A 21,523-nucleotide genomic window follows, 5' to 3' on the forward strand; every position below is an offset into this window, starting at 1 on the left:
CCGGCCGCACGGAGTCTCGCCACGTCGAGCGCCGGGTCCTGCGGATGCTTCGGCCGGGCTCGCGGGCCACGGGCGGCCGGGCGCGCCGGGTGAAGCGAGCGCTCATTCGCCGGCGGGCTTGGGGCGCAGCAACGGGGCCAGGCGCTCGCCCACGCACGAGCTGCGCAGGCGCGGCAGGAACAGGCCCGGGCCGCTGGTGCGCAGGAGGGTCTGCGCGGTGGCTTCGGCCGCGTCGGGCCGGCCGTCGGCGCACAGCGCCAGCACGCGCAGGACCTCGCGTTCGTCGGCGAGCTGGCCGTGGGCGAAGCGGAGGGCGTGCTCGTCGAGGCGGGTCAGCGCGGCGGCTGGGGCGTCGCGCTGCAGGGCGGCCTGGGCCGCCTCGAGCAGGCGTCGCTCGGCGGCGGGATCGGGGGCGTCCTCGGGGGGCGCCGCGGAGGTGCGGCGCGGGGTCGGTCGGGTCGGTTGCGGTTCGGGCGGGGGGCTGACCGCGAGCGCGGGCGGCGGGGTCGAGGGCGCGATCGGGGCCGGCTCGCGCGGGGCTTCGATCGGGGTCACGGGGGTCGCGAGGACGGCCGGCTCGGGGCGGGTGAGCCAGCGGCCGCCGACGACGACGGCGCCGATCACCGCGGCGGCCGCGATCGTCTTGAGCCCAGCGGCCACGGCGGCCTTGCCGACGAGGGCCTCGGTCGCGTCGGCGAGGGCGGACGGATCGGGCACTTCGACGCCGCCGTCGTCGGGCCCCGCGGGCGGCGGCGCTTGCAGGCGCTGCCACACGCGCGCGAGCGCGTCGGGGTCGGCCGGGGCGCGGCGGGCCTGGCGGACGAGCCGCTGGATGTCCTCTTGTTCCTGGCTCATCGAACATCCCTCCCGAGCAGCCGGCGCCGCGCGTGGGCTTTGGCGAACGCCTTCTTGGCCTCGCGCAGCCGCGAATAGACGGTGTTGACATTGACCTCGAGGATGGCGGCGATCTGCGGCGCCGACAGCTCCTCGACCTCGTGCAGCACGAACACCTCGCGCTTGGCCTCGTCGAGCTCGGCCAGCAAGGCGTCGAGCATGCGCAGGGCCTCGGCGTCGAGCAGCGCCTGGTCGGGCCCGCGCTCGCCGCTCGGCCACTCGACGGTCGCGGGCTCGAAGCTGTTGCGGCGGGCCCGGTCGCGGAACTTGCGGGCGATCCGCACGGCGATGGCGTACAGCCAGGTCCGGATCGCCGCCCGGTGCTCGAACTCCGGCAGGCGCCGCTGGACGACGATGAACAGCTCGTGCAGCGCGTCCTCGACGGCCGCCGGCTGGACGCCGAGGCGGCCCAGCGCGCGCCACAGCTCGCGCGCGTGGGCGCGGTAGAGCGCGGCGACGGCCTCGCGGTGCGGCGCGCCCGGGACGAGCGGGGCGGCGGTCAGCGGGGGAGCGGCGGGCATCGCTGCGTGGGTCCTGCGAGGGCGGCGGATCCGTCAGTTTTTCTCGCGGCCGAGGTGCACCTCGAGGCCGACCGCGGCGCGGAAGCCGACAGCGCCGATCCGGAACAGCTCGGGCAGCGGGTCGACCGCGAACGATTCGCGGGTGATCGGCACGACCAGGGCGACGCTGCCGGCCAGCGCCAGCCGCCGGGTGAACCGCCACACGACGCCGGGTTGCAGCTCGGCCGCGGCCCACAGGGTCCGGACGGTGCGCGCGCCGGCGAACCCGAGCCCGCGCACCACGAGCCCGCCGAGCTCCACGCCGGCGCACAGCGGCAGCTCGACGAGGCCGGCGCCCGTGCGGCCGGGTCGGCGCAGGCGCGGGGTCGGGCACACGCGCAGCGCGACGGCGCCGACCTGCGCGCGGGCGCCCACGCCGGGCGGCTCGGCGTAGTCGCGCCGGCGCCCCGGCCACCAGCCGGCGGTGAGCTCGAGGCGCACGCCGGGGAGGCGCAGGGCGTAGCCGCCCAGCAGGCCGGGGCCGATGCCCGGCAGCGCGCCGACGTCGAGGCCGAGCGCGAGCCGGAGGGCGTGGCCGACCGGGAGGCGCGGCGGCGCGGGCCCCAGCGGGCCGTCGGGCGGCTCGATCGCGCCCGGAGCGGGGGCGGGTTCGCGCGTCGGGTCGGCGGGGACGAGGTCGGGCCGCGCGGAAGCGGGCCGGGCCGGCGCCGGGTCGGGTTGCAGGGAGGCGGGGCGCTGACTGGGGGGCGCGGAGGGCTGGGCGGGCTGCGGGCCCGTGGGGGGGACCGGGGCGGGCTGGGCGGCAGGCTGGGCGGGCTGCGGAGGGGCGTGGCCAGGCTGGGTGGCAGGCTGGGCGGGCTGCGGAGGCGCGGGGACCTGGGCGGGCTGCGGAGGCGCGGGGACCTGGGCGGGTGCGGGAGGCGGGCCTGGCGGGGCGGGTGGCGGCGAGGTCGGGCTGGGCGGGACCGGAGCGGGACCGGCGGGCGGGGACCCCGACAGGGCCGGCTCGATGGCGATCGCCAGCGCCAGGGCCCCGGAGCGCGCGAGCTCTTCGCAGTCGCGGCCGCGCAGGGTCTTCTCGCCGCGGGCGCCGTCGCGGGTGATGACGAGGCGCAGGCGCCAGCCGGCGCCGTCGCGCGCGAGCACGCCCTCGCCGGTGAGCCCGGGGTAGCCGGCGGGGTCGGCCGCGGTCCCGAGGTGTCCCGAGAGCCAGGTGCGGAACTGGTCGCGCTGCGGGCACTGCGGCGGGGCGCTCCAGTGCAAGGTGAGCTGCGCCGGGGCGGCGGGGGCCTGCAGGCTCGCGGAGGTCGGCGGGGACCACAGCGCCGCCACCAAGGCCGCGCAGGCGCACGGGCCGGGGCGCCGTCGGCCGGGCGGGCGGAGGCCGGCGCTGCGGCGGTGCGGGCGAGCAGCGAGCACTGGAGGCGCTTCTTATCGTCGAGGCGGGGAGCTGTCCATCGCGGGCTGCGAGCCGCGGGATCGGGCGAGCGCGCGACGGCTCGCCGCCGGCTCGGGGCCCGGTGCAGGGAGGGCGGTGGCCCGGGCTCCCTGGTGACGGGAGCCCGGGAACGCGTTGCTGTGCGGTTGATCGGTCAGTCGCAGGCGCAGTCGCAGCCGGCGGGGCTGTCCTCGTCGGCCCAGCACGGCGAGTAGTCGAGGGGCTCGAACTGGCACGACACGTCGTCGAGGAGCTCGAGCTCGACGCCGGTCGGCACGCCCTCGCCCACGGGGCCGAAATACGGGGTCTTGCCGGCGTGGGCCGGATCGCAGGAGGCGGGCGGCGAGGTGTCGAAGCAACCGCCGCTCTGCCGCAGGTGCACGGGGATGCAGCGACCGACCGGCGGCTCGGCGCTGCAGGCGGGTTCGGCGGCCACCTCGTGCGTCGATTCTACCCACAGGCAACCATTGAGGCCGGGGTCGCCCTGGAATTGATCGCAGCTGGCCTGGTCGGTGAGCGATTCGCAATGGTCGGTGAGGGCGCCGCAGGACTGGGGGCCCAGGTTGATGGCATATCGATAGCAATCGAGCGCCAGGCCCTGGACTTCGCAGCTGCAGTTGCCCCAATCGGCCGGGATGTTGAGGGGGTCGAAGCTGAAGACGACGGGGACGCCGTCAGGGTCGCAATGGATGGCCGGGGATTGGCTGCCGCCGGAGATGCTGGCGCAGAAGCCGAGGGCCTGGTCGCCCCAGTGGCAGCCGTCGACGTCGGCCTCGAGCGCGCCGCCGCCGACGAATTCGCAGCCGGCATCGACGCAGGTGGCCTCGTCGGTGTGCTGGGCGCACGGGTCGTTGCCCTCGGTGGTGGGCAGCTCGCCAGTGGTGCTGGTGGAGGGATCGCCGGAGGGATCGGCGGAGGAGCTGGAAGGATCGCCGGAGGAGCTGGAAGGGTCGCCGGCGCTGACGGTCAGCTCGCCGAGAGAGTGCTTTTCGCCGCAGGCCGGCGAGAAGACGAGGAACATCAGGCTCAGGGGATAATGGATAAGCGAACGCAAGGTACACCTCGATGGTAGTCAGGCGTGGCGCGCGGCGGCGATTCGAGTCGCCGTCGGTCGTCACGGTCATGAAGTCCGACCGGCAGCGTCGATCCATCGAAATTTTTTCGCGCTCGGGGATCGCGGGACGCGACGATGCGCACCGCTCGCGGGAGCGGCCAGCGGGTTCGTTCCCGCGGTCGCTCCGGCGAAGGGTGCGCGTTGTCCGACGAGCGAGCGTGTGACCCGCTACTTGGCCGGGTCGGCGGCCTTGGCGTCGTGATGGCCCGGGTCGTCCGCGGAGGGCTTCGCGCCGGCCGCGACGCCGCCGGGCGGCTCGTAGCCGGGCGCGGGCGGGTGGGTGCCGGACGGATTGGCGGCGCCGCTGGAGGGCCCGGGGGTCGGGCTGTTCGCGGACTGGCCCGTGGGGTGCGGGTTGGTGCGGGTGTCGGCCGGGGCGGGGGCGCCGGCCGGTGCGGCGGCTCCGGCCGGAGTGGCGGCGCCGGCGGTGGGCGCGGGCTCCTTGGCGCGAGAGCCACAGGCGGCGAGGGCGAGCAAACAGGCGAGGCCGAGGGTGTGATGAAGGGTCTTCATGGTGAGAGCGATGGGTTCGTGGGTGAAAGGGAGGTGAGAGCGCGGCGGTCGGCGCCGCGTGGGAATGGTTCGGTGAGGTGCGGAGATTCGCGGTCCCCGCACTGTCATTTGGGGGTGAGCGACGCGCGAATGTCGGGACGCGGCAATTCGCGGACGGATCAGGACGAAACCGGGGACTGTCGCTCGCTGGCGGCCTGGCTGGCGCCGCCGTGGCGGGCTTCGTCGGGATCGGTGGGGCTGGCGCGGCCGGGTTCGCTGTCCGGGCGGCCGCCCATCGAACCGTGGCGCAGGACCCGGGCCAGATGGAGTGTGGCCTGCTCGACGTGGCGGGCGTCCTGCTCGAAGATCTGGCGCAGGAGGTCGACGCATTCGGGCGAGTTGGCCCGCTGGGCGTCTTGAATGTATTGCGCGTAGGCGCGGAGGGCCTCGGACTTGCGCTGGACGATGGTGATCCAGTCGTAGGCGAGGTCGCTGAGCGGCTCTGGATTGCGCAGGGCGTCGGTCATGCTGAGATTCTCTCGACGCGAGGACTCTGATCGAAGCGGCAGGCGGGGCCACCCGGGAATTGACCCGGGGCCTGACCGGCGCGGCGCTCGCCCGGGCCGCACGCCTGGCCTCGCTGGCCCCTCGCCCGCCGCGGAGGAGGCGCACGAACGCCGGTTGCGTGGCGGGCGGGGCTTCGGTGGAGGGCCTCGACGATGGGAGACTTTGCCATCGTGCCAGCGAGAGGTCGGCGCCGGCTCTCGTCGCATCGTCGCTGCCACGAGTGACGGGCCGGCGGGACCAGCGTGGCTCGGGGGGCGCGGCCGGCGACCCGGCGAAAGGCCGCGTCGGTCGGGGGTGGCGCGGGTGATTCAGGGTTTTTCCGGGGTGAAGGATTGGGCCATGTTTGTTATTGTCGCCGGCCAAGACTGCGTCGAGGATTGATATGAACGAGGTCGCGGCTCTTCAGGGGGACGTGAAGACTCAGCGCCCGCGGGTGCTGGTGGCCGAAGATCACACGCTGGTCCGCGAGGGCCTCGTGCGCCTTTTGGCAGACGAAGTCGATATTGTGGGGGCGGTGCCCGACGGTCGGGCGCTGGTGACCGCGGCCCAACAGTGTCGACCCGACGTGGTGCTCGTCGACGTGACGATGCCGCTGCTCAACGGGTTCGACGCGGCGCGGCAGCTGCAGCGGCTGCACCCCATGGGGCGGGTCATCTTCGTCACGGTGCACGCCGATCCGGACTACGTGCAGGCGGCGTTTCGCGCCGGGGCGCGGGGCTACGTGGTGAAGACCGCGGCCTCGGCCGAGCTGCTGCTGGCGATCCGAACGGTCCTGGCGGGCGGCACGTTCGTGTCGCCGGCGCTGACCCACGAGCCGTGGGTGGACGGGCCCGAAGATCGGTTCGGCGACGAGCTGTCGGCGCGTCAGCGCGAGGTCCTGCAGCTGGTCGCCGAGGGTCGGCCGGCTCGCGAGATCGGGGACATCCTCGGCATCTCGCGCAAGACGGTCGAGTTTCACAAGGCGCGGCTGATGCGGGCGCTCGGGCTGCGCACGGTCGCCGAGCTGACGCGCTATGCGGTCGAGCGCGGGCCGCTCTCGGGTCGTTGAGAGGCGGCCGCGCTCGTGGGGATCGGGGTCCTGCCGGCGCTTGCCCTTCCCGGTCGATCGGATCGCTCTCGGGGTCGTCCGACGACGAGCGGGTCAAGCAGCTACAGGAGGAGCTGGCGGGGCCGAGGTGACCTCGTGGGCGGCTTCGCTGGTCCCCGCGGTCTCGAACAGGACCAGGAAATGGCGCCCCTCACCGGGCGCGGACAGCGGGATGACGTGGAGGACGAACTCGTGGCCGGCGCCGTTGAACTCGACCCGCAGGCCCTCCTTGCGGACCGGCCTGTCGGACTTGCGGGCGCCGTAGAGCGCGGTCTGGAGCCCGTGGAGCAGGCCCTCGCGCGCCATCTTCAGCAGGTTCAGGCTCTGGGCCGCGTCGCCCGGGGCGGGCTCGAGGTAAAGGCCGGTCTTGCCGCGGAACTGGACGATCTGGAAGTTCTCGTCGACGATCACGCCTGGCGGCCCGTAGCGATCGAGGACCAGGCGGTTGGCCTCGTTCTGGAAAGAGTGGGGCGTGTGCATTTCGGCGGGCAGGCGCGGGGCTCGGTGAGACGAGCGGCTGGGGTTGTACTCCACGGGGAACGGGAAGTCGGAAGGAGTCTCGATCGGCCGCTTGACGAAGATCCGGTGCTTCTTGTCGATGACGGCGAACAGGTCGGCCTGGGCGCCGACGGTCTCGGCGCCGCCGAGCATGAGGAAGCCCGACGGCTTGAGCGCGTAGTGAAACACGGTCATCAGCTTGCGCTGCAGCACCGCGCCCATGTAGATGAGCACGTTGCGGCAGAGGATGAGGTCGAGCTTGGAGAAGGGCGGGTCGCGGGTGACGTCCTGGCGGGCGAACACGCATAGATCGCGCACGGCCTTGGCGATCCGGTACTTGCCGCCGTCGGTCTTGGTGAAGAACCGGCGCAGCCGCTCGGGCGACAGGTCGGCGGCGATGCTGTCGGCGTAGAGGCCGTTGCGCGCGTGCTCGATCGCCGTCTCGCTGACGTCGGTGGCGAAGATCTGGACCGGCACCGCGCTCGACTCCTCGCCGAGGCACTCGAGCAGGGCGATCGCCACCGAGTAGGCCTCCTCGCCGGTCGAGCAGCCGGGCAGCCACAGCCGGATCGTCGGCGGCCTGTAGTGCGTGAAGTCGACGCCGCTGGTGTTGCGCAGCATCGTGAAGATCCGCAGCAGGTGCTCCTGATGGATGACGAGCTCGTCGCCCGGCCGACGCGCATACGCGGCGCGCACGTAGGGGTGACGGCCGATCCGCTGCAGCTCCTCGGCGATCCGCGGCGGGGTCAGGACGAGGTCGACGCTGCCGGTGGCGATCGCGGCCCGCGGCATGCCGTCGTAGCGGGCGGTCTCCGGGTCCTGGGCGATGGTGATGCCGCCGACGCCCTTGATCTCGCGCAGGCCCGTCGAGCCGTCGACGCCCGTGCCCGACAGGACCACCCCGACGGCGCAGGTCTCGAGCGCCTTGGCGAGGGAGCTCATGAGCGCGTCGATCGGGGTGTACTGGGTGCGGTCGGTGGGGCGCGGGGTCGGCACCAGGTGCAGGCCGAGCACGCTAAGCTGGATCCCGGGCGGCGCCAGGTAGACGTGGTCGGGCTGGAGCGGCAGCTCTTCGTTCACGACCACGGCGGGCATGGCGGTGTGCATGCGCAGGATCTCGGCCAGGCCGCTGTCGCGCCCGCTGGCCTGATGGACGACGTAGACGTAGGCGATGCCGAGGTCCGGCGGGAGCACGTCGAGGAGGTCGGTGAAGGCCTCCAGGCCGCCGGCGGACGCGCCGATGGCGACCACCAGCAGGCGGCCGGACGCGGGCGGGTGGGTCTCGGCGGGGGTGACTTCGTCGTTCTCGTCGACGGCCTCGACGGTCTCGGGAGGCGGCATGGGGAGGGTCGGCATGGAGCGCTGGCGGCGTGAGCGGTGACGCGGCGAAAGTTCGCGTCACTTCTCGGCGGCGGCATCGGGCGGAGGCGCGGTCGGGGCCGGAGGCGTCAGCCGCGGCGAGTTCCGGTGCACGAGCGGCCGCAGGGTGTCGGCGTAATCCTCGATCTCGAGGGCGCTCTTCTCGTATTGCTGGGCCAGCCCGGCGTACCCGGCCTTGCCGCTGCGCTCGGCCTGCTGGCGGTAGAGGGCGGCGTTCTCTTCGAGGGCCCGCAGGGCGCCCCACAGCGCGCCCTCGAGCTTGGCGCTCTGCCCGGACAGCAGGGCCTCGGCGGTGAAGCCGTGGCCGACGTGGCAGCGGAAGCGCAGCAGCTTGTCGGCCCCGGGCGCCTCCCACAGCGCGCCGCCGCATTCAGGGCAGGTGTACGGCGAGCGGGTGCCGGCCGGCTCGCCCTCCTGCAACACGGTGCCGCGTTCGGCCTCGTCGTCGCTCGGCGCCGGGCCCAGGCCGAGCGGGTCGGCGACCCGCTCCTGCACCAGCCGGAGCAGGAGCTCGGGGATGGCGGCCGCGGGCAGGACGCCGTGGACCTCGACGTTCTGGATCGCGCTGAGCGGCATGCTGGGGATCGTGGCCTCGGCCGGATCCTGGGCGATCGCCAGGCCGCCGGCCTCGGTGATCCGCAGCAGGCCCTCGGTGCCGTCGTCGAGGCCGCCCGAGAGGACGACGCCGATGACGCGCGCGCCGTAGGCCGCGGCGGCGCTGCGGAACAGCGGGTCGACCGCCGGGCGGAAGCCGTTCTCCTTGGGCCCGCGAGTGACTCGCACGTACGCGCGCTTGATGAGCAGGTGATGGTCGGGGCGGGCGACGTAGATCCGGCCGCGCTCGATGGCCTGGCGATCCTGGGCCAGGCCGGTCGGCAGCCGCGACACCCGGCGCAGCAGGTCGGACAGCACGCCCGGGTTGTCGGGTGACATGTGCATCGCCACGAACACCGCGGCGGGGAAGTCGCGTGGCAGCCCGCGCACGATGTCGAAGAGCGCGGTGAGGCCCCCGGCGGAGGCTCCCATGACGATGATGTCCCGCGGCGCGGTGTTCGCTCTCGACAAGGTCCCGCCTTCTTCATTCCGCGGGGCTCCAGGCAAGTCAAATCGTCGGAATCGAGCGGGCGGGTGTCGTAATCCGGTTCACGGCTTCGTCTATCGCTGCGACCTCGACCGCGCGCCGCGCTCGCGCGGCACGCATTTGCCAATCTAGGCAGGTGGCCGAGGTCCCTCAATCACCCGATCACGACGACCGCGGGGTCCGCCGACCGGCGCTCCCCTCGTCGGTCTCGTCCTGCAGCGACTTGTTGGCGCGGCCGCCCATGTCGCTCTGACTCGTGCCGCCGCCGACGCCGGTCTGACCCATGCGGTTCGGCTCGCCCATGCCCTGACTGCGGGTCTGGCTCATCCGGCCCTGACCGCCCTCGCCCTGGCTCATGCTGCCGGAGCCCTGGCTGGCGGCCTGGCTGGTGCCGCCGCGGCCGGTCTCGCCCTGGTTGCCGCTCATGCTGCCCTGGCCGGCGCCCGCGCGGCCGCCCTGGCCCTGGCTCATGCCGGCGCGACCGCCCTGGCTGCTCGCTTGTCCGGCCTCGCGGCGGCCGCCCATCGAGCCGTGGCGCAGGACCTCGACGAGGTGGCGCGAGGCCTGCTCGATGTGGCGGGCGTCCTGCTCGTAGATCTCGCGCAAGAGCTCGACGCATTCGGGCGAGTTGGCCTGCTCCGCGTCATGAATGTATTGCTCGTAGGCGCGGAGGGCCTCGGACTTGTGCTGGACGATGGTCACCCAGTCGTAGGCGAGGTCGCTGAGCGGTTCTTGATTGCGCTTGTCTTCGTTCATGATGGAATCCTCGGTTGCGCTGACCTTGAACCATTTCCTCGCGCGAACCACCCAATGGCGTGAGCCGGTCCCGGCGGCGGCGAAGGAGCCACGGGTCGCGCACCTGGCCTCGCTGGCCGCGGCGGTCCGGCGGAGGGAGCGCGCGAAACGGGCTTCGCCGCGGCCGATGCCGGCAGGGCGAATGCAACGGTCCCGGCGGTCGAACGCCCGCGGTCGAGCTGGACCCGGGGCGCGGCGCTGCTACGTTGAAAGGCTCTCGGCGCGAAGCAGGCAGCCGGCGGGCCGACCACCGGGGACGGCAGGCCGGACGCCGGGCTCGGTGCCCGCATTCGGGAGTTGCACGCGCGACAGGCCCGGGACGCCGGGCCCGGTGCCCGCATTCGGGAGTTGCACGCGCGACAGGCCCGGGCTGCCGGGCCCCGTGCCCGCATTCGGGAGTTGCACGCGACAGGCCCGGGACGCCGGGCCCGGTGCCCGCATTCGGGAGTTGCACGCACGACAGGCCCGGGCTGCCGGGCCCCGTGCCCGCATTCGGGAGTTGCACGCGACAGGCCCGGGACGCCGGGCCCGGTGCCCGCATTCGGGAGTTGCACGCACGACAGGCCCGGGCTGCCAGGCCCGGCGGGGGGCGAACATGCCAGACGGCAGACGCGCGAGAGTGCCGCGGCGAGCGGCGCCCCTGCGGGACGCTGCGCTCGCCGCGGAGTGGGGGTGCGTTCGGGCGGTGCGCGGCGACGGCTCAGGTCGAGGCGCCGCAGGCAGAGGAGGCCAGGCCCGCGAGCACGGCCTCCATCGCGGTCCAGGTGTGGTCCCAGGAGCTGCCGCGCAGACAGGAGTCGACGCGCTGCAGCCAGCGGCGCCGGTCGCCGCGGTGGAGCTCGCAGGCGACGGCGATCACGAAGTCCTCGGGCTGATCGGCGATCGCCACCAGGCCCTGGATCGCGTAAGGATTGATGACGTCGCGGATCGGGGTCGACACCACCGGCTTGCCGGCGGCCAGGTATTCGAGGGTCTGCGTCGGCTGGATCCGCCGCCTCGCCGCCTCGTGGCCGTAGGGGAGCAGGGCGACGTCCCAGCCGGCGAGGTAGGCCGGCAGCTCGGCGTACGCTTTGCGCCCGAGCTCGTGGATGTTGGGCCGCCGGGGCAGGCGCGGCCGGTCGGGGCCGCTGCCGTGATCGAGCAGGATGATGTGATAATCGGAGCGCAGGTCGGCGACGGCGACCAGGAGGTCGACGTCGATGTCGTCGAGCGGGCCGTAGAAGCCGAGGCGCCGCCCGGGGATGTCGCGCTGGTCGGCCGGGTCGGGGCCGCCGTCGCGGGCGCGGGTGAAGTGGGGGGCGTCGACGCCGTTCGGCAGCAGGTGGGCGCGCGCGCCGAGGTCGCGGGCGAGGTAACGCCCGGGCGCGTCGACGAACACGGCGTCGGCCCGGCGCAGGGCCTCTTCGCGCAGGAGGTCTTCACCGTCGTGGGGCGTGCGCGGCCCGTCGGCGCAATCGTAGTAGATGACGGCGGCTGGCTTGAGGTGACGACACGCCGAGAGGGCCCGCGGCGAATCGTGCCAGAGGAAGAATCCACCGAGGTGCAGCTCGCGGACGACGCCGTCGAGCAGACTGCGCAGCAGGGCGTCGCCCTCGTCGCCGGTCAGGCCGCGGGGCAGGTAGGGGGTGGCGACCACGAGGCCGTCCTTCGGTTCGAAGTCGATGCGCGGGGGTCCCGCAGTCGGGACGGCGGCCTCGACGAAGACGACGCGCCGCTGCCGCCCGCTGCGAGAGAGGAGGTGGCGGAGGCGCGGATGGGCGTCGTCCCACGCCTGCTGCGAGACGCAGAGGAGCGGGTGGTCGGCTGCGTTCGGGATCGGCGGGGGCCGATCGAGTTCGTTGACCAGAGTTTCGAGGCCGGCGCGCATACGCCAGGTATGGTCGGGCTCGGAAATGCGGCAACCTCGGATTTTCCCTTGCACCTGGTGGGGTCGGTCGGGCCCGCCGCCCCCCGCTCCCGCGACCCAGTCTCCCGCCGGTGGGACGCCTGAAAGTGTTATGATTTGCTGTGACAGGTAAATCGTCACAGTCGAGCTTGTCGCGGCGCGCATACGCGCCATCATGTCGGCAACCTTGCGGTCCGGGCCCCTGCTCGATGTCGAGGAGGGTCGCGGCCCGCGCCAAAGGAATGTGAGGACGATATGCCGACCAGAGACGACAACCGCAACGAGAACAAGGGCGGGAACAAAGGCCAGCGGGGCGGGGCCGGCGGCGGGGGCGGCGGCGGGGGCGGCGGACGCGGCTTCGCCGGGATGGACGAAGAGAAGCAACGCGAGATCGCCAGCAAGGGCGGCCACGCAGCCCACGAGAAGGGCACGGCCCACGAGTTTACGTCGGAGGAGGCGCGGGAGGCGGGCCGCAAGGGCGGCGAGGCGGTCAGCCAGGACCGCGAGCACATGGCCGAGATCGGCGCCAAGGGCGGCCACGCGTCGCACGGCGGGGGCCGCCGCAGCGAGGGCGGCCGCGAGGAGAGCCGCAGCTCCGATGAACGCCGGAGCGAGCGCGGCGGTCAGGGCCAGGGCGGCGGCCAGGGCCAGGGCGGCGGCGGGCAGGGCGGCGGCCATCGCCAGCGCTGATGCCCGCGGCGGGGCCGCGATCGCCGGGGCCGGCCTCGGCGATCGCGTGAGACGCGAGGCACGCTCCATCGCCGTTTCTTCGAGCCCGACGAATCCTGGCAGGGCGGGGCTCCGCCGTAGCGACGCAATGAACGCTCGGGCGAGCGGTCGTCGCAATCAGGATCGGGCGCTGGTCAAGGCCTGACGGGCGAGCGGGCCCTGGCCGATGTATTCGCTGGACCTCGGCCGCGCAGGCGGGCCCGGGAGGTCGCCGGGGGCGAAGCTGACGAGGACGCTCGCCGCCAGCTCGGCAGGCTCGCGCTGCGCCCGCTCGGCGGTGGCCCGGAAGCCGGCCAGAGCGGCGGCGGTCGGAAAGCGGACGACGAGGCTTGAGCGATCGGGCAACGGCGGCGCGGGCCACAGATGCTCGCAGGCGAGGCCGTCGAGGCTGAGCCGGGCGATGAAAGGGTCGCCGTCCAGGCTGAGCTCGCGGTAGCGCCGCTGGGCCTTGAGGAGAGGATGCGGCCCCATCCGCGCCTCGACGGCCGCGACGTCGAGCTCGTGACCGGCCCGCAGCGCCGGCTCGAGCGCCGCCTGCCACAATTGCTCGAAGCTCGCCTCGACCTGAGAGCGCAGCGGCTGGACCTCCGGATCGGTCGCGGGCTCGCGGCGGCGGTCCAAGAATCGGCGGGTCTGATACGACAATGCACATTGCACGACCGCAGGCTCGGGTCGCCGCCGGGTTGCAGGATCGCCGTCGAACATCCTATCCAACTAAATCGAGTGGGCCGAACGGGTCAACTGGCAAATACCCGCGAGGGCGACTCACCCGCGAGCGAGGCGGGCTCGGCCCGCACAGCAGATTCAGCAGTGCGGATCGCTGGTATGGAGAGGTATTGGCGGGATCCGCCGCGGTGTATCCATGGTCCCCCTGGCAGGGATTCAGGGGGCCCGGGGTGGCCGGTATGCGGGCGGCCGCGGGTTTCTCCGCAGCGCGCTACGATCAATGTCGGGGGCCCGCGACCTCCTCCGAATCGGAGGTGTGCTCGCCAGGCCGGAGATTGCGGCGAGGACAGCATTCGCAGGTTCGAGCTCGAACCTGCGTTCAGCCGCTCGTCGCTCGTCGCATGCGCACCCCGGTGGCCGGGCCGAGGGTGATCCGGCGGCGGACGATCGGGACCGGGCCGGGCTCGCGCAGCTGCAGGATCGCCGCGCGCAGCGTCACGGCCAGAGCGATCCGCAGCTCGTACAGCGACAGGGCGGCGCCGAGGCAGCGGCGGTTGCCGCCGCCGAACGGGACGAACTCGGAGGCGCCCGGCTTGCGGTCGAGCATGCGCTGCGGCTCGAAGCGGGTGGGGTCGGGATAGAGGTCGGCGCGCTGGTGCACGAGCGGCAGGGCGACGCCGACCGCGGTGCCGACGGGCAGCTCGTGATCGCCGAGGCGCCACGGTCGCTTGAGGCGGCGCAGCACCATCTCGACGACGGGGTGCAGGCGCAGGGTCTCGTCGATCACGGCGCCGAGGTAAGGCAGGCGGGCCAGCTCCTCGGGCGCGTCGGAGGCGGCGGCGAGCTCGGCCAGCAGGCGGGCGCGGACGTGGGCGTTCTCGGGCCGGTGGAGCTCCTCGAGCGCGGCGGCGAAGGTGGTGGCGGTGGTCTCGTGGCCGGCGATCAGCAGGGTGCGCAGCTCGTCGCGGATGTCGCGGTCGGCCATGCGCGAGCCGTCGTCGTAGCGCGCGGCGAGCATCATCGAGAGGATGTCGTCGCGCTCGCCGGCGCGCTCGCGGACGCGATCGATCTGCGCGTAGAGGAGGCTGTCGACGGCGTCCGAGCGGCGCAGGAACCGGGCCCACGGACCGAGCCCGAACGGGGCCCGCTGGAAGGCCTCGGCGGCCATGAAGATCGGCAAGGCGGCGTCGAGCATGGCCACCAGCGCCTGCGTGTGCCGCTCGACCAGCGCCCGCTCCTCGACGCCGTAAACGGCGCGCACGATGACCTCGAGCGAGATCCGCAGGCCCAGGTCGAGGGCGCGGAACTCCTGGCCCGGGGCGATGGCGGCGACGGCCTGGTGCGCCGCCTCGGCCATGGTCTCGCCGAAGGCCCGCATGCGCTCGCCGTGGAACGGCGGCATCAGCAGCTTGCGCTCGCGCCGGTGCGGCTCGCCGTCCATCAACAGCAGCGAGCGCTGGCCGAACAGCGGGACCAGAGTGGTGCTGCCGAAGCTGTCGAACAGGTCGATGTCGTGGATGGCGAAGATCTCGCGGGCGAGCCGCGGATCGGCGGTGAGGACCAGGTTGCCGTGGGCGAGCGGGAGCGTGAACGGGTCGCCGTATCGATCGCGCGCGCGCGTCATCGCGTCGATCGGATCGCGCATCACCGCGAAGCTGGTCCACAAGGTCGATCGCGGCCCGGGCGGGAGTGCGGCCATGGCGAATGGTCGCGGATGCGGCCGCGGTTGCCAATGGCCCGAGATCGCGCGAGCTCGAGTCCGGCGCGATCGCAGGGAACAGCGGTATTTCGCAAGTCGCGGCGCGCCCTGGGTATCGTCGAGGGATGCGACCGACGACGCGTGAACCAGAATCTGCGAGCATCGACACGAGCACGACCGCGGGGCCGCGCCCGGAGGCAGGGAGCCCACGGACGCAGCGCCTCCGCCTGCGAACCGGCATCAAGGCCGGCGACAAGACGGACAGCGAGCAGGCAGGCAACGAGCACTCCTCGTGAGCCGGGCGGCGCGGGGCTCGGGCGAGCCCCGCGCCGAGATTGTCGAGCTTCCTTCAGAGGTCGGAGCGGCGCCGGGAGCAGGAGCCCGGTGCCGAGAAATTTTTTTGTGGGGCCAGCCATCCTTCAAGAGGCCGGATCTCGCAGGGCGAACAGCGACGACGAGCGAGCTCGACAGCCACGGTCGAGGCCCGCAGCCCCGGCGTCACGAGCGTCCGGGCGAGCGAACGGCCCTGACGCCGCGCTCTCGTGAAACGTGGCCAGGCTGAGTCCGGTGACCGGGCAGGCCGCTCGGGGGCGCCGAGGAGGGTCCCGCGCCGTCGACGAATTCGACGCGCGAGCCCGGCAGAAACAGTGAATGGCGCGCGCCTTGTGCGCGATCGAGGCCCTTCGATTTGCCAGCGCGAAACGAACTGCCACGAATCGCCCTGCAGAGGCCGATCCTGCGGCGCTTGCGACGCTTAGGCGGAAGGACGGCCGGCGCAACTGCGACAAAGATGTGCGCAGGAGAAAATCCAGATGAACCGCGACCAACTCGAAGGCAAGTGGGAGCAGCTCAAGGGCAAGGCCAAGGAGCTGTGGGGCAACCTGACGGACGACGATTTCCTCAAGGCCGAGGGCAAGCGCGACAAGCTGTGCGGGATCATCCAGGAGCGGTCCGGCGAGCGGCGCGAGGACATCGAGCGCAAGCTCCAGGACCACAACCTGTAGACCGCATTCCCCGGCACCCACGGTGCCACGCCCCCGATCGGGGGCGGATTGCCGAGACACCCACCCGAGAGGCGCTGCGTCGATTCGCAGAACGACACGCCGGCATCACGCGGTTCCCCGCGGGAGCCAGGCCGGGCGTCGCAGAGCCTCTCACTCGAACCACGACAACGAGGATCACGATGAACTTCAAGACTCCCATTCTCATCACCCTGGCGTTCTCCTTCATCCCCGCGTTCGGCTGCGCCAACAGCAAGATCGCCCGCAAGGATCAGGCCGAAGACGGCATGGTTCGCCAGGAGGAGCGCATCGACAACCGCCAGGAGAACATCGACGAGAAGCAGGCCGACCCCGACAACTCCGCGAACAAGGAAGAGCGCCTCGAGAACCGCGAGGACCGGCTCGAGGAGCGTGAGGACAAGCTGAAGGCCAACGACGGCCAGCCCAACACGCCCTGAGCTCCTTCGTGAGCGTCGCGGAGGCCGGCTCGTCCGTGCCTCCGCGGCGGCGTTTCAGCCCGGCGCACCGCGCCACGAGATTTTGGCGCGACGAGGACGAACATGTCCGAATTTCACTCCGGCATCGAGCGAGCGAATTTTTTAGTGTCCGAGCCGACCTTCGCGCGGCCGCCCGAGGCGGTCGAGGCGACCCCGGCGGACCGCCCGAGTCGCTACTACCAGCCCGACCCGACCCACCCCGAGCGATTGCTGCGTGTCGACGCCGACGACCGGGCGCCCGCGCAGGCCGATCTGACGGCGACGGCGATGCACGGGGCGTTCCGCGCGTTCATCCTCGACCCGCATTACCCGTGCGTCGGGGCGCGCAGCGCTGTCAACAACCATGCGTATCGCCTGGGCATCTACGACCCGCTCGGCGGCCCGGAGGCGACGGCGGCGCTGGCCCGCGATCTGGCGGCGTTCACCCGCGGCCTCGACGACATGGACGCGTCGTTCGCGACCTTCGTGGCGATCTTCGACGGCCCGCAGGACTGCGACGAGCAGGCGTTCGAGCGGGCGCTGTGGACCCAACTGCAGGCGCTGCACGAGGCCGACGCGGCGCCGTGGGATTCGTCGGTGAGCAGCGATCCCGACGACCCGCACTTCTCGTTCAGCTACGCGGGCACGGCGTTCTTCATCGTCGGCCTGCACCCGGGCAGCAACCGCCTGAGCCGCAAGTTCCCGTGGCCGGCGCTGGTGTTCAACCCGCACGCGCAGTTCGAGCGCCTGCGCGAGACCGGCAAGTACGCCCGCATGCAGACGGTGGTGCGCAACAAGGAGCGCGCGCTGCAGGGCGACATCAACCCGGTGCTCGGGGATTTCGGCGGCAACAGCGAGGCGCGGCAGTACAGCGGGCGCCTGGTCGAGCCGGACTGGCGCCCGCCGTTCCAGGTCCGCGGCGAAGACGACGCGGCCGTCCAGGACGAGCCCGCGGCCCCCGCCGGCTGTCCGTTCCATCACCATTCCCGGAGCGCGAACCGGAGCGATACGCCGGAGGGTCCTCGCATGCTGCCGACACCGACCGCCCAGCCGCGGCCCGGGGTGCGTTACCGGATCCCGGCGCACTCGGGCGTGGCCTTCACGATCACGCGCGGGCAGTTGCTGCGCATCGTCGACCCGCAGGGCCGGCAGGTGTGTGACCTCTACAGCCTGGCGCGCGAGGAGCTGCGCGAGCACCTGAGCTCGGGCCGCAGCATCGACTACGCCGACAAGCTGTACCTCTCGACCGGCGACGTGCTCTACAGCAACCGCGAGCGGGCGATGTGGACGATCGGGCGCGACGACGTCGGGCGCCACGATCTGGTGCTCACGCCCTGCAGCCCGGAGATGTACCGCCGGCTGCGCGGCGACGACGGCACGCACCCGAGCTGCTACGAGAACCTGCGCGGGCCGCTGTCACACTTCGGCGTCGAGTCCGACAGCATCGGCTCGACCTTCAACATCTTCATGGACGTGCGCTTCGATCCCACGAGCGGCAAGATGACGATCGCGGCGCCGCCCAGCCGGGCCGGCGACTGCATCGAGCTGCGCGCCGAGATGGACATGGTCGTCGGCCTGACCGCGTGCTCGAGCGAGGTCACCAACGACGGCAGCCTCAAGCCGATCGACTTCGAGCTGGTCGTCGAATGAGCTGCGAGTGAGGCCGGCGCGCGCCGGCCCGAGCGCGCCGCCGGAGCGCGTGCCTGCGGGCGCGCGGCCCGGCGGTTATCGCTTTTTCGGGCGCTCGCCGAACATGGCGACCAGCTGCTGCTCGGCGGCGTCGGCCAGGACGTCGCGGCCGAGCCGGCTCTCTTCGCCGAAGAAGGCGTTGGCGGCCCGGGTGTCGAACACGTGGGTGGCCAGCAGGGCGAACGCGGTCTCCTCGTCGGTCGCGTCCTCGGAGGTGATGACGCGGCGCCCGGGGTCCTCGTCCTCGCGCTCGAACCGGCCCTCCCAGCGATCGCCGAGGGCGCGGCTGAAGTACTGCGCGGCCAGGTTGCCGGTGCGGGCCATGTGACCCGAGCCGATGACGACGCGCAGCTGCGACCACTGCTCGGCGTCCATCTCGGCCACCCAGGCGCCGAAGGTGGCGTGGGTGGTCTGCAGCTGATCGGCGGCGGCGTCGGCGATGTTGGCGCGGATGTCGTCCATCTGCGCGCGCAGGAACTCGCGCAGGCGGGCCTGGGTGACGGTGCCGGCGGCCAGCACGGCGGCGATGAACTCGCGGGAGGCGACCAGCAGCCGGCGCTGACGCGTGGTCTGGTCGGCGTCGAGGCCGGCATCGGGGAGCACCTTCGAGGCCTCGTCGGCGCGGCGGGCGAGCTCGGTCAGGCGCTCCCGCGATTCGTCGTCGAGCTCGCCGCCGCTGTCGCCGAGGATGGTCTGGATCGCCAGCGGCAGGTGGCAGATGGTCTTGAGCTGGTGATAATGGCGGGTCCGCGCCGGGCCGACGCGACGCCGGCCGCCGCTCCGCAGGTACAGCGAATCGCCGACGTGGACCAGCGACGGCCCGAGCCCGGCCAGCACGGCCCGCTGACGGGCGGCGTAGTACTCGAGGAAGGCTTCGTTGAGCTGGGCGATCGGGTCGCTCGGGTCGAGCGCGGACGGGGTGGCCATCGGGGGAGGCTGAGGCATTGCGACTGGGCCGATGCATGGCATGGTTCGCCGCGGACGCACCCGGGCGCGCGGCGAGGCGGGCTTCGTGGGCTTCGGGGGTGGTCGCCGGCGCGGGCGCCGACGGCTCGCGCTCGATGCACCGCGCGGGGCTGGTGGCCGCCCCGTCGCGGGCGTTAGGATGCTTCATGGATCTGCAGGGACTGCTCGACCGCCAGCCAGAGCTCGCCGCGCTGTTCGCCCCACCGGCGGAGCCGGGGGCGGTCGCTGCGTTGCAGCGGGAGCTCGGGCTCGCTGTCCCCGACGCCTTCCATGCGCTGTTCGGGCTCGCCGATGGGTCCGTCGGTTGGGAGTCGCCGTACGACGCGCGCCACCTGCTGGCCGACGACGGGCTCGTGCTGCACTCGCTCGCGGAGGTGCGAGGCTGGAAGCGATTCTGGGACGACCTGGCACGCGATTTCGCTGCGCTCGACGAGGCCGCGCGGCAGCTCGTGTTTCACCACGCGTTCTGGCACCCCGACTGGATACCGCTGGCGCAGAGCGGGATGGGCGACGTGTACGCGCTCGCCACGACGCCCTGATTCGGCGGCCCGGCGCACCAGGTCGTGCGCTTCGACACCAAGGGCGACGTTTGGTGGGAGGTCGTCAGCCCGTCGCTCGCGGCCTTCGTCGGGCTGCTCGCCACGCTCCTCGAGCGCGGCGAGCCGGGCCTGCCCTCGTGGAAGCTGGCGCAGCTGTCGCCGTACGCGCGGCGCGTCGAGCTGCTCCCGATCACCGCGGACCGGTTCGAGCGCGAGGGCGTGCTCCTGGCCGACGTCGCCTGTCCGCCGCCACGCCCGCCGACGCCCTCGCTCGGAGCGCTGGCGAGACGGGCGGCCGAGGAGCACGGCGTCGACGAGGCCGCGCTGATCGAGCGAGTCACCGCCGCGGCCCGCCGTGCGATCCCGATCGTGTTCGGCGAGGGTCGTCGGGTGGAGGCCGGCTTCGAGGACGAGACCGGCGAGCTGCGATTGTGGTGCGTGGTGATCGTCACCGACGATCTGCAGCGCCCGGGGCTCGAGATCGAAGTCGCGGCCGCGAGCGAGGTGCTCGGTCCGCTCGATGTCGGCGACGAGCTGTCACTGGTGGTCCCGTTCCGTGACGATCCGACCGAGGAGGCGGCGGCCGCGGAGCAGTCCCGGATGTATGGCGCGCTGCTGGCGTGGGATGACGACTGGGCGCGGCGGCTCGACGAGTGGCGCGCCGCCTACCGCGAGATCGTCGCCGGGGCGCTGCGACAGCCCTGACGAGGGGAGCGATGCTGCGGGCCCGGCGGTCCGTACGGACATGTTCGCATGGGCATGTTCGATGGGACATGACCCGAGGGACCTGTCCCTTCGAACTTATCATTCTCAGGGCCTCAGGACCACCTTGATGCAGGCCTCCTTCTTGTGCTGGAAGATGTCGTAGCCCTTCGGCGCCTCCTCGAGGTGGAGCCGGTGGGTGACGATGAAGGACGGGTCGATCTCGCGGGCGGCGATGCGCTGCAGCAGGGCCGGGGCGTAGCGGTGGGTGTGCGTCTGGCCCATCTTCAGGGTCAGGCCCTTGTTGAAGGCGGCGCCGAACGGGAAGTGGTCGATGGGGCCGCCGTAGACGCCGGGGACCGAGACGGTGCCGCCCTTGCGGCAGGCCATGACCGCCTGGCGCAGGGCGGTCGGGCGGTCGGGCTGGAGGCCCACGGCCTGCTTGACGCGGTCGTACCAGAACTCGAGGCCGTGGCCGTGAGCCTCCATGCCGACGGCGTCGACGCAGATGTCGGGGCCGCGCCCGCTGGTCATCTCCTTGAGGACCTCGATGACGTCGGACTTCTCGTAGTCGATCGGGACGGCGCCGCACTGGGCCCGCGCCAGCTCGAGCCGCTCGGGGAAGCGGTCGATGGCGACCACCCGCTCGGCGCCCAGCATCTTGGCGCTCTTCATGGCGAACAGGCCGACCGGGCCGGCGCCCCACACCGCCACGAGGTCGCCCGGCTGCACGCCGCACACGTCGACGGCCATGAAGCCGGTGGCGAAGATGTCGCCGATGAACAGCACCTGCTCGTCGCCGAGGTCGCTCTCGATCTTGAAGTGATTGACGTCGGCGAACGGCACCCGCACGTACTCGGCCTGACCGCCGGGGTAGCCGCCGAACATGTGCGAATAGCCGAACAGGCCGGCCGGCGCGGCGCCGAATTGCTTGGTGGCGAGGGCGGCGTTGGGGTTGCTGCGGTCGCACAGCGACCACAGCTGTCGCTTGCAGAAGTAGCAGTCGCCGCAGCTGATGTTGAAGGGCACGACCACGCGGTCGCCCGGCTTCACGTCGCGGACCTCGCGGCCGACCTCGACGACCTCGCCCATGAACTCGTGGCCGAGCACGTCGCCCTTCTGCAGGGTCGGGATGAGCCCCTCGTAGAGGTGGAGGTCCGAGCCGCAGATGGCGCACGCGGTGACCTTGACGATCATGTCCCTGGGCTCCGAGAGCTGCGGATCGGGGACGGTCTCGACCCGCACGTCGCGGGCCCCGTGGTAGCGCAGTGCTTTCATGGCCCGAGGGCATGACTCGAGTGCCG

General features: G+C 72.7%; 22 protein-coding genes. 8 read left to right on the plus strand and 14 right to left on the minus strand.

The window, feature by feature from the left end; genetic code table 11:
- Nucleotides 1-102: 102 nt before the first annotated feature.
- The 6 genes from POL25_RS38205 to POL25_RS38230 form a co-directional block, all read right to left on the minus strand.
- Nucleotides 103-855: a hypothetical protein gene (locus tag POL25_RS38205; RefSeq protein WP_272091325.1), complete on the minus strand. Its 753-nt coding sequence runs from the start codon at nt 853-855 to the stop codon at nt 103-105.
- On the minus strand, nt 852-1,415 hold the full coding sequence (locus tag POL25_RS38210) for an RNA polymerase sigma factor (RefSeq protein WP_272091326.1): 564 nt from the start codon (nt 1,413-1,415) through the stop codon (nt 852-854). Before POL25_RS38210 ends, POL25_RS38205 begins: the two co-directional genes overlap by 4 nt.
- A 33-nt stretch (nt 1,416-1,448) precedes the next feature.
- Nucleotides 1,449-2,834: a hypothetical protein gene (locus POL25_RS38215; protein WP_272091327.1), complete on the minus strand. Its 1,386-nt coding sequence runs from the start codon at nt 2,832-2,834 to the stop codon at nt 1,449-1,451.
- A 173-nt stretch (nt 2,835-3,007) separates the two neighbouring features.
- Complete coding sequence (locus POL25_RS38220; RefSeq protein WP_272091328.1) at nt 3,008-3,907, minus strand: hypothetical protein; 900 nt, start codon at nt 3,905-3,907, stop codon at nt 3,008-3,010.
- A 228-nt stretch (nt 3,908-4,135) separates the two neighbouring features.
- Nucleotides 4,136-4,480, minus strand: coding sequence for a hypothetical protein (locus tag POL25_RS38225; RefSeq protein WP_272091329.1), 345 nt, complete (start codon nt 4,478-4,480; stop codon nt 4,136-4,138).
- 158 nt (nt 4,481-4,638) lie between these two features.
- Nucleotides 4,639-4,986, minus strand: coding sequence for a hypothetical protein (locus POL25_RS38230; protein ID WP_272091330.1), 348 nt, complete (start codon nt 4,984-4,986; stop codon nt 4,639-4,641).
- Between the two features lie 452 nt (nt 4,987-5,438).
- Between POL25_RS38230 and POL25_RS38235 the strand changes: the two genes are divergently transcribed.
- Entirely contained in the window at nt 5,439-6,074 is a 636-nt protein-coding gene (locus tag POL25_RS38235) for a response regulator (RefSeq protein ID WP_272091331.1), read from the plus strand.
- 93 nt (nt 6,075-6,167) lie between these two features.
- Here POL25_RS38235 and POL25_RS38240 read toward each other — a convergent pair whose 3' ends face one another.
- The 4 genes from POL25_RS38240 to POL25_RS38255 all read right to left on the minus strand — a co-directional run bounded on the left by POL25_RS38240 (nt 6,168) and on the right by POL25_RS38255 (nt 11,734).
- Nucleotides 6,168-7,952, minus strand: coding sequence for a chemotaxis protein CheB (locus POL25_RS38240; protein ID WP_272091332.1), 1,785 nt, complete (start codon nt 7,950-7,952; stop codon nt 6,168-6,170).
- A 57-nt stretch (nt 7,953-8,009) separates the two neighbouring features.
- Nucleotides 8,010-9,017: a chemotaxis protein CheB gene (locus tag POL25_RS38245; protein WP_272091333.1), complete on the minus strand. Its 1,008-nt coding sequence runs from the start codon at nt 9,015-9,017 to the stop codon at nt 8,010-8,012.
- A gap of 217 nt (nt 9,018-9,234) precedes the next feature.
- Nucleotides 9,235-9,828, minus strand: a complete 594-nt coding sequence (locus tag POL25_RS38250) for a hypothetical protein (protein ID WP_272091334.1) — start codon at nt 9,826-9,828, stop codon at nt 9,235-9,237.
- 739 nt (nt 9,829-10,567) lie between these two features.
- Nucleotides 10,568-11,734 carry a glycosyltransferase gene (locus POL25_RS38255; RefSeq protein WP_272091335.1) on the minus strand — a complete coding sequence of 389 codons (1,167 nt, stop codon included), beginning with the start codon at nt 11,732-11,734 and terminating at the stop codon, nt 10,568-10,570.
- A 384-nt stretch (nt 11,735-12,118) separates the two neighbouring features.
- Here POL25_RS38255 and POL25_RS38260 point away from each other — a divergent pair, with 384 nt between their 5' ends.
- Nucleotides 12,119-12,442, plus strand: coding sequence for a KGG domain-containing protein (locus POL25_RS38260; protein ID WP_373372143.1), 324 nt, complete (start codon nt 12,119-12,121; stop codon nt 12,440-12,442).
- A 156-nt stretch (nt 12,443-12,598) separates the two neighbouring features.
- Here the strand turns inward: POL25_RS38260 and POL25_RS38265 are convergent, their stop codons facing one another.
- Together POL25_RS38265 and POL25_RS38270 are read right to left on the minus strand one after the other, a co-directional pair.
- Nucleotides 12,599-13,102, minus strand: coding sequence for a hypothetical protein (locus POL25_RS38265; RefSeq protein WP_272091337.1), 504 nt, complete (start codon nt 13,100-13,102; stop codon nt 12,599-12,601).
- Between the two features lie 424 nt (nt 13,103-13,526).
- Nucleotides 13,527-14,846 carry a cytochrome P450 gene (locus POL25_RS38270; protein ID WP_272091338.1) on the minus strand — a complete coding sequence of 440 codons (1,320 nt, stop codon included), beginning with the start codon at nt 14,844-14,846 and terminating at the stop codon, nt 13,527-13,529.
- Nucleotides 14,847-14,971: 125 nt separating this feature from the next.
- On the opposite strand from POL25_RS38270, the gene POL25_RS38275 reads away from it, so the two are divergent.
- The 4 genes from POL25_RS38275 (at nt 14,972) to gntA (ending at nt 17,973) form a co-directional block, all read left to right on the plus strand.
- Nucleotides 14,972-15,142, plus strand: a complete 171-nt coding sequence (locus POL25_RS38275) for a hypothetical protein (protein WP_272091339.1) — start codon at nt 14,972-14,974, stop codon at nt 15,140-15,142.
- A 516-nt stretch (nt 15,143-15,658) separates the two neighbouring features.
- Nucleotides 15,659-15,850 (plus strand): CsbD family protein, encoded by a 192-nt coding sequence (locus POL25_RS38280; RefSeq protein ID WP_272091340.1) that lies wholly within the window; start codon nt 15,659-15,661, stop codon nt 15,848-15,850.
- A 179-nt stretch (nt 15,851-16,029) separates the two neighbouring features.
- The gene (locus POL25_RS38285; RefSeq protein ID WP_272091341.1) at nt 16,030-16,305 is read left to right on the plus strand and encodes a hypothetical protein; all 276 of its coding nucleotides are present in this window, start codon (nt 16,030-16,032) and stop codon (nt 16,303-16,305) included.
- 102 nt (nt 16,306-16,407) lie between these two features.
- On the plus strand, nt 16,408-17,973 hold the full coding sequence (gntA, locus tag POL25_RS38290; RefSeq protein WP_272091342.1) for a guanitoxin biosynthesis heme-dependent pre-guanitoxin N-hydroxylase GntA: 1,566 nt from the start codon (nt 16,408-16,410) through the stop codon (nt 17,971-17,973).
- 75 nt (nt 17,974-18,048) lie between these two features.
- On the opposite strand, the gene POL25_RS38295 is transcribed toward gntA, so the two are convergent.
- Nucleotides 18,049-18,939, minus strand: coding sequence for a hypothetical protein (locus tag POL25_RS38295; protein ID WP_272091343.1), 891 nt, complete (start codon nt 18,937-18,939; stop codon nt 18,049-18,051).
- Nucleotides 18,940-19,037: 98 nt separating this feature from the next.
- On the opposite strand from POL25_RS38295, the gene POL25_RS38300 reads away from it, so the two are divergent.
- Together POL25_RS38300 and POL25_RS38305 are read left to right on the plus strand one after the other, a co-directional pair.
- Nucleotides 19,038-19,517: an SMI1/KNR4 family protein gene (locus tag POL25_RS38300; protein WP_272091344.1), complete on the plus strand. Its 480-nt coding sequence runs from the start codon at nt 19,038-19,040 to the stop codon at nt 19,515-19,517.
- Nucleotides 19,518-19,541: 24 nt separating this feature from the next.
- Complete coding sequence (locus POL25_RS38305) at nt 19,542-20,222, plus strand: NusA N-terminal domain-containing protein (RefSeq protein ID WP_272091345.1); 681 nt, start codon at nt 19,542-19,544, stop codon at nt 20,220-20,222.
- 105 nt (nt 20,223-20,327) lie between these two features.
- Here the strand turns inward: POL25_RS38305 and POL25_RS38310 are convergent, their stop codons facing one another.
- Complete coding sequence (locus POL25_RS38310; RefSeq protein WP_272091346.1) at nt 20,328-21,497, minus strand: zinc-dependent alcohol dehydrogenase; 1,170 nt, start codon at nt 21,495-21,497, stop codon at nt 20,328-20,330.
- Between the last annotated feature and the right edge of the window lie 26 nt (nt 21,498-21,523).

Origin of the sequence: Nannocystis bainbridge, from assembly GCF_028368995.1 — a bacterium.
Classification (GTDB): Bacteria; Myxococcota_A; Polyangia; order Nannocystales; family Nannocystaceae; genus Nannocystis; species Nannocystis bainbridge.